Raw genomic sequence first — 6,911 nt, 5'->3', positions numbered from 1 at the left:
TGTGGCGAGACCCTTGCGACACGGTCCGCATCGAAACGGATCTCGGCCGGCAGTTCCAGCTGGCCCGAAACCGCTCCTGTTTGGGCTCGCCCGGTCCGGATACCGGCAGCTTCCGCCTCCTCGGCGGTCAGCTCGACATGATCATTGCCGTCTTCTGCATGGCTCTCATGGTCGCCCTCGCCCTCCGGGGCCGTCTGGTCTGCAGGTGGTGAAGCGGGAGCGTCATTGCCACAGGCGCCAAGATATAGAAGCGCCGAAGAAAGCAGCGCCGCATAGAACAAATTCAGTTTCATTGGATCTCTCCGTCGAAGGGCGCTGCGCCAATCAGCGCACGCAGCCGCAGGGTTTGTGTAAGGAGCGCCAGCCGGGCATCGATCACGGCGGCGCGGGTTTCAATTAGGCTGCGTCTTGCATCGAGCGTGGCGGTGAGATCGAACTTGCCAACCCGGTAGCCTTCGGCGGCTGAAGCGTAGGCATCTTCGGCGAAGGGCAGGGCCTCTTCCTCAAGACGCTGCAATCGGGATTCTGCGCCCCGGATTTGCGCGGCGCGGCTCGCCTGCTCGGCTCTCAGCCTCGCTTCGATGGCCCTGGCATTCAGTTCGGCCCCTTCGGTGCGGAATTTGGCTGCCCTTGTAGCATCCTGGTTACGGTCAAAGACCGGCAATGGCAGGCTTACCCCCACGAGGAATGCACTGTCTCCGGTGTCCTCAAAGCGCCGGATGCCAGCAGAGACAGTAATATCCGGCCAGGCGCCCGCCCGCGCGCGGTCTGTCGCTGCCACCTTGGCTTCCGCACCGGCTTGAGCCGCTTGCAATTTTGGATGTTTAGTGCCGTCAGAATCCGGTTCCGTACCGGAGAGCGCCAAGTGTGAAGCCTCTGCCCTCGGCAGGATGAAATCTACCTCGGCGCTGCCCCAGACCGAGGCGAGCGCCAGTGCACGAGCTTCCGCCTCGCCTCGGGCGGTATCGGCGGTGGCCTGAAGGATCGCGGCTTCGGCTTTTGCACGTGACAGCTCGGGCGGGGCTGTGGCCCCCGCGTCGACGCGACGCTCAACAATATCTGCAAACTCCTCGGACAGTTTAGCCGATGCATCTGCCACGGCGGCCATTTCGATTGCTGCCTGCAAGTCAAGAAAGAGTTCACCCGCAAGGCGCTGGGCTTCCAATCGCTGGACGTTGCACTTTGCGCTTGCAAGCGCGGCCTCGGCCCTTGCAGCTCTCTCGGACAAGCGACGTTTGCCTCCGAGTTGGAAGGTCTGTTCCAGCGCCAGCGTCGTCTCATAGGCATTAAAGCCTTCGAGACCGCCGGTGCCCGCAAAGTTCTCGGTCTCCAGGGAAACCGCCGGGTTGAGCCGCCGCCCGGCCTGGTCGGCATCGGCCGAAGCGGCTCTCGCTTCCAAGGCGGCAATCAGGATTTCGGGCGCGGTATTGCCGGCTCGCGCAACAGCCTGTTCCAGCGTGAGCGGAGGCGTCTGATCATACTCGATCGCCCGGAGCGGGGTAGCACTGCACCCCTCGGCATAGGCTGCGCCGACCATGGCAGGCAGGCCTATTGCGGCAACAGCGCCACATAGCAGAATTTTCATTTTGGATGGTTTCCTCGTCCAGATTCAACGACAGTGCAGCCGGAGCAGCACAAAGTTTTGGTGTCGTCGGTCTAGGCGCGGGGAGGTCGGTATAGGCCATCCGGAACGAGGCTCGCGTGGAATGCCAAGCCCGGACGAAGCCGCTTAGTCTGAATCTCAGGCTGAATGGCGGCGCCGAAATAGCTCCCGCCGATCATGTGGACATGACAGCTGCCGCAATGATGGGCCTTATGTTTGTGTTCGTCATGCGAGGGCTCCTCGCGGGACCCGTCCTGCGAAAGCTCGGCGCCCGCGCACATCTCTGCGCTCTGATCGCCTGTATGCATCGTATCCACCGCCGCACTCATGGGCGCAATCACGAAAGCGACCGTCATCATCATGACGATCAATGTTCGCAAGTGCTTTATCATCCGGGGCAGGTTCATACTGTAAACTTAGATGCGAGTGAATTATTCCAAGCCCAATTCCATAGCACCTCTAGTAACTAGAGGGTCAAGCCCCGTTTTGAAGGGGCACTTTCGACCTTTTGCCCGCATGCTATTCACGCGGGCATTGCTCATGATGGCCCAGCGCTGCGAGCACTGAACAGTTCGCGACCTTCCCGCCCTCGCAGGCGGTAATCATGCGTTTTAGTTCGGCTTCAAGCGCTTCTAGCTGGGTAAGCCTGCGGCGGACCTCGCCCAGCTGGCGGCGGGCGATCTGGTCGACCAGATCGCAATCCCTGCCTGGCTCAACTTGCAATGAAATCAGTTCCCGGATCGCCGCGACGGGAAAGCCTAGGTCCCTGGCGTGCCGGATGAAGCCAAGACGCTCGACAGCCGCTTCGCCATACAGTCTTTGCCCGCTCGCGCTCCGCGCCGGCTCTTCAAGTAGGTCAATCGATTCATAGTAGCGGATCGTGGTGACCTTTACTCCGGTCGCCGCGGACAGTTTTCCAATCGTCAATGATCCCATGTGGTGAAACCCCTTGCCTCTACAGTTACTGTAGGCTGTAGAAATAGTTTTGACCATCGGAAACACAAGCTTTGCAGGCACGATGTCCGACTTTGACAGGACATAAGGCGCCTTCCAAAGGAGACAGTTGCATGAGTGATTGCTGCGGACAGACATCTTTCGATGGAACATCGAAGTCCTATCGGCGCGCGCTTCTAGCCGTCATCGCGATCAACGCCATCATGTTCATCGTCGAGCTCTCCGCAGGCTACCTTGCCCGGTCCCAGGCCCTCAAGGCGGACGCGCTGGACTTTGGCGGCGATGCGGCAACCTATGCGATCAGCCTTGCCGTAATCGGTATGAGCGCTTCGGTGCGGGCGAAGGCCTCTCTATTCAAGGCTGGGTCGTTGGCGCTGATCGCGTTGTTCATCTTGGGATCTACCATCGCCCGTGTCTTTTCAGACGGGTCCCCGGAGACGATCACCATGAGCATTATCGGCGGTCTGGCTCTAGCGGCCAATTTGCTGAGCGTGCTGATTCTATTGCGCTGGCGCGACGGCGACAGCAATGTCCGCTCCGTCTGGCTCTGCTCGCGCAATGATGCGATCGGCAATGTCGGTGTTATCGCCGCAGCCGGCACCGTCGCTTTGACCGGATCGCCGTGGCCGGACCTGATTGTTGCCGCCCTACTGGCAGGCCTTTTCCTGCGTTCCTCCTGGGCCATCACACTGCAGGCCGTCGGCGAGTTGAGGCAACAGAAATCCGGCGCCGCATGTTCGACGGCAAAAGCCTCATGAAGCTGCGCATTCCGCCCTTGCTCCAGTTCCTGTTTTGCGCCGGTCTTGGCTGGATGGCATCCCGTCTTTCACCAGGTCTGGATTATGATCCGGGGCTTGCCGACCATGCCATCGCGGCAGGTCTGGCCTTGGCTGGCGCAGCGATTCTTGCCGCTGCAGTTGCCGCCTTCCTGATAGCTCGCACGACGGTCAATCCGGTCAGGCCGACAGATGCCGGGCATCTGGTCACCACCGGACTCTATCGCGTCTCGAGAAACCCGATGTATCTCGGTTTTGCCCTAGTCCTCACCAGCCTCGCTATCTGGACCGGGAATGGTGCAGCCTTGCTCGCTCCAGTTGTATTTGTCGCCGCAATGACGGTCCTGCAAATCGAACCGGAGGAAAAGGCTCTCAAGAAAAAGTTCGGCAGTGCTTATGACGTCTATTGCCGTCGAACGCGACGATGGCTGTAGCCTATCGCATTGATGGCAGACGGCAGTCTCCGGGATCTTCGAGGGTGTTCACGTTACTGGTGATGTCTAGCCTCGCGCCAGGAATGGTCTCCTTGCGGTCGCTCGTGAACAATAGCGCCGTCAGCCCGAACATGTACCCCATGAGATTGAGCGTGAGAGCCGCGCCAGCGATCACAAAAGGAAATCCACCATAGTCGATGGCTGTCTCTATATTCGGACTAACGACGGCGAGCAGGATCAGAAGGTACAGGATTCAGCCAACTCCAGCATAGGCTCAAACTTGGCGGGCACAAAATGCTGGAAATCTGGTGCGCAAATCACGCAGTCCCGTTTGCGCTTGAACCGATCACGGAATTAAGCGCCAATCGAAGCATGGCTCGATTGAAATCACCTTCCGCACTCATGGCTGATGCGACCGCCGCGCTTGAAGATGCGCACGCAGCAGCGGCCAACGCCCAGTCACCGAAAATAGACAGCGAACAATTCACGGCGCACGCCGAGTGTGCGGTGGCTAAGTCATTTGAAGCTATTGGCTTGGCGGAGCAGGCCTTGGCCAATCATCGGAAGTCTTCAGAAAGCCGCTGACTTTCGGCTGGACTTCGCGCCCCAACAGAGCGTGAGTGTAGGCGCGCCGAAAACGAATTTCGGCGCGCCAGCCCCCTTCAGATGGCCGGGCCTTCAGCCAGTGGGAGCGGCCAATCGCTCCTCGCAAACTGAAGGAAAACCAATGACTACATCAACCAAACCGAAAACCCAGAAGAAGCCGCTTACAAAACGCGAGCAGCTTGTGAACCTGCTCAACAAGAAAGACGGCGTCACGGTCAATCAGATCTCCGAAGCCCTGGACTGGCTTCCGCATACCGTTCGCGCGGCACTCACCCGAGTGCGGGCAGAAGATGGAAAGCTGGAGAAGCTCCCGCCGGCGGACGGAGACCGTTACGCGCGCTACCGTCTGGAGAAAGCGTGATGACTGCCTTTATGCTAGCCAATATGGAGATCCTGCGGGACATGCCCCGCGGGGAGCTCCTCGCCTTATGGGAAACCCTCAGTTCGCAGGCGCCTCCCAATCGAACAAGTACGCCTTTTCTCGCTCGCCTAATTGCGTATGAGGCCCAGGCTCAGAAGTACGGCGATTTAGGTAAGCGCCTGCAATCCACACTCGAGCGGATCGCCGCGGGTGACCCGCCGCCAGAAGCTGCAAAGATCGCAACGCAAGGTACCCGGCTCGTGCGGGAGTGGAATGGCGTCCAGCACTCGGTCGACGTAACGGCTGATGGAGTGATCTATCGCGGCAAAACATTTCGTTCGCTGAGTGCGGTTGCCCGAGAGATCACTGGCGCGCGCTGGTCCGGCCCTCGCTTCTTTGGCTTGCAGCGTAAGCAGACCTGACCATGGCCAAGACGACGATCCGCTGCGCGATCTACACTCGCAAATCCCATGAGGAGGGCCTCGAGCAGGGCTTTAATTCTCTCGACGCTCAATGGGAGGCCTGCAAGGCGTACGTTGAAAGCCAGAAGCATGAAGGCTGGAAGCTTCTGACGACGCGATACGATGATGGCGGCATCTCAGGTGGACATATGGAGCGGCCGGGCCTGCAAACTCTTCTCGACGATATCGATGCGGGCAGGATTGACATGGTGGTCGTCTACAAGATTGACCGGCTCACACGTTCGCTTGCCGACTTTGCGCGCCTGGTCGAGCGGTTCGATAAATCAGACTGTTCCTTCGTCTCCGTCACGCAGGCGTTCAATACATCAACGAGCATGGGCCGGCTGACACTCAACGTCCTTCTGTCCTTTGCGCAATTTGAGCGTGAGGTCACTGCAGAGCGTATCCGAGATAAACTGGCCGCCTCAGCTAAACGAGGGCTCTGGATGGGTGGACTGGCCCCGCTTGGCTACGACCCGCATCCTGACCCCAACAAGCGGGAGCTGGTCCTGAACAAGGGTGAGGCCGAGACGGTAAGGCGGCTATTTGCGCTTTACGACGAACACCAATGCCTTGGCGCAGTTGCGCGCGAAGCCAGCCTTGAGGGGATCCGGTCGAAGGAGCGAACGTTCAAAAGTGGCAAATCACTCGGTGGATGTGTGATGTCCCGGGGCGCGATCCATTCTCTTCTAACCAATCCTGTCTATCGCGGCATGGTACGGCATAAGGAAAATGCCTATCCCTCAACTCATCCTGCGATCATTAATGAGATGCTCTGGTCGCGCGTGCAGGATCGGTTGAAGGAGAAGAGCGCACGACAACGCGGGCAGCGAGGTCAGAAGACCAACGAAGGATCGCCGCTGACGGGTCGGCTCTATGATGAAACGGGTGAGCGCCTCACACCAACCTATGCCAACGCAAAAGGTCGCCGGTGGCGATACTATGTCTCTCGAAGCTTGCTCAACACCAAGAGTGAGGCATCCAGCGGATGGCGACTGCCCGCCGCCAAACTCGAAAAAGCCGTGACTGAGGCTCTGCGAAACTGGCTGCGGACGGCCCCTCAACATCTGCTCGCCAACCCAGATGCAGAATCTTTCGGCAGGCTCTCAGCTGGACTGGCTGAGATTGAGCTTCTGGCATCTTCCGCCACGCCTGCCAGGAGTTTCCGGTTCTTGGAGCGTATTAAGGTGGGGGTAGGGGAGTTGAGGCTGACCTTAGATGACGAGGCGCTTGCTGATGCCATCAGCATCCCAGCGAGCGAATTTTCAGCGCCAGCTTTAGTTCACGCAGAAGACTTTACATTGAAGAAGCGCGGCGTCGAGACCGTGCTCATTCTTGGCGCATCAGCGCCGCAGCGAGATACCACCCTCATCAATGCCATCGCCAGATCACATGTCTGGATGAAGACTTGGCGGGCAGGCACGTCGCTGGCCGATATCGCCTCAAGCATCGGCTGGACCCCATCGCCGCTGCGCCAGAGAATGAAGCTGGCTTTTCTTTCGCCGGCGATTGTCAAAGCGATCCTGGATGGACGGCAACCAGCCGATTTAAGTCTTGAGAAAATTCTGCGCTCAAACCTTCCGCTGGATTGGGATCGCCAAGCTGACAAGTTCGGCTTTGAACTTCCCTGATCCGCTCGGTAAGCGTCCAGTTCTTACACGTCCGCGCGTGAAGCCGCCCAGTTCCACGGTAGCAGATCGTCGATCCGGTTCATCG

General features: G+C 59.1%; 9 protein-coding genes and 1 pseudogene. 6 read left to right on the top strand and 4 right to left on the bottom strand.

The features are described 5' to 3' along the window. From O4G74_RS15890 to O4G74_RS15875, 4 genes and pseudogenes are all read right to left on the bottom strand, one after another. Nucleotides 1-293, bottom strand: a pseudogene (locus tag O4G74_RS15890) (efflux RND transporter periplasmic adaptor subunit); the annotation flags it as partial. After that, a complete protein-coding gene (locus tag O4G74_RS15885) occupies nt 290-1,585 on the bottom strand; it encodes a TolC family protein (RefSeq protein WP_269403503.1) in 1,296 nt (431 codons plus the stop codon). The pseudogene O4G74_RS15890 and the gene O4G74_RS15885, both read right to left, overlap by 4 nt. A gap of 71 nt (nt 1,586-1,656) precedes the next feature. After that, nucleotides 1,657-1,983, bottom strand: coding sequence for a DUF2946 family protein (locus O4G74_RS15880; protein ID WP_269403502.1), 327 nt, complete (start codon nt 1,981-1,983; stop codon nt 1,657-1,659). 139 nt (nt 1,984-2,122) lie between these two features. Next, on the bottom strand, nt 2,123-2,539 hold the full coding sequence (locus O4G74_RS15875; RefSeq protein ID WP_269403501.1) for a MerR family transcriptional regulator: 417 nt from the start codon (nt 2,537-2,539) through the stop codon (nt 2,123-2,125). Nucleotides 2,540-2,670: 131 nt separating this feature from the next. Between O4G74_RS15875 and O4G74_RS15870 the strand changes: the two genes are divergently transcribed. The 6 genes from O4G74_RS15870 (at nt 2,671) to O4G74_RS15845 (ending at nt 6,826) form a co-directional block, all read left to right on the top strand. Then, entirely contained in the window at nt 2,671-3,315 is a 645-nt protein-coding gene (locus tag O4G74_RS15870; RefSeq protein WP_018149445.1) for a cation transporter, read from the top strand. Then, nucleotides 3,291-3,767, top strand: a complete 477-nt coding sequence (locus O4G74_RS15865; RefSeq protein ID WP_269403500.1) for a methyltransferase family protein — start codon at nt 3,291-3,293, stop codon at nt 3,765-3,767. Before O4G74_RS15870 ends, O4G74_RS15865 begins: the two co-directional genes overlap by 25 nt. Before the next feature lie 402 nt (nt 3,768-4,169). Next, a complete protein-coding gene (locus O4G74_RS15860; protein WP_018149448.1) occupies nt 4,170-4,352 on the top strand; it encodes a hypothetical protein in 183 nt (60 codons plus the stop codon). Nucleotides 4,353-4,494: 142 nt separating this feature from the next. Next, complete coding sequence (locus O4G74_RS15855; RefSeq protein ID WP_018149449.1) at nt 4,495-4,734, top strand: DUF3489 domain-containing protein; 240 nt, start codon at nt 4,495-4,497, stop codon at nt 4,732-4,734. Next, nucleotides 4,734-5,156 (top strand): DUF2924 domain-containing protein, encoded by a 423-nt coding sequence (locus O4G74_RS15850; protein WP_018149450.1) that lies wholly within the window; start codon nt 4,734-4,736, stop codon nt 5,154-5,156. The genes O4G74_RS15855 and O4G74_RS15850 overlap by 1 nt, the downstream gene beginning before the upstream one ends. Before the next feature lie 2 nt (nt 5,157-5,158). Next, nucleotides 5,159-6,826 carry a recombinase family protein gene (locus O4G74_RS15845; RefSeq protein ID WP_119380400.1) on the top strand — a complete coding sequence of 556 codons (1,668 nt, stop codon included), beginning with the start codon at nt 5,159-5,161 and terminating at the stop codon, nt 6,824-6,826. The last annotated feature ends 85 nt before the right edge of the window (nt 6,827-6,911 follow it).

This window comes from Henriciella marina, from assembly GCF_027213945.1.
In the GTDB taxonomy this organism is placed as follows: domain Bacteria; phylum Pseudomonadota; class Alphaproteobacteria; order Caulobacterales; family Hyphomonadaceae; genus Henriciella; species Henriciella marina_A.
The sequence above is the reverse complement of the archived record's forward strand: the minus strand, read 5'-3'. Positions and strand labels throughout refer to the sequence as shown.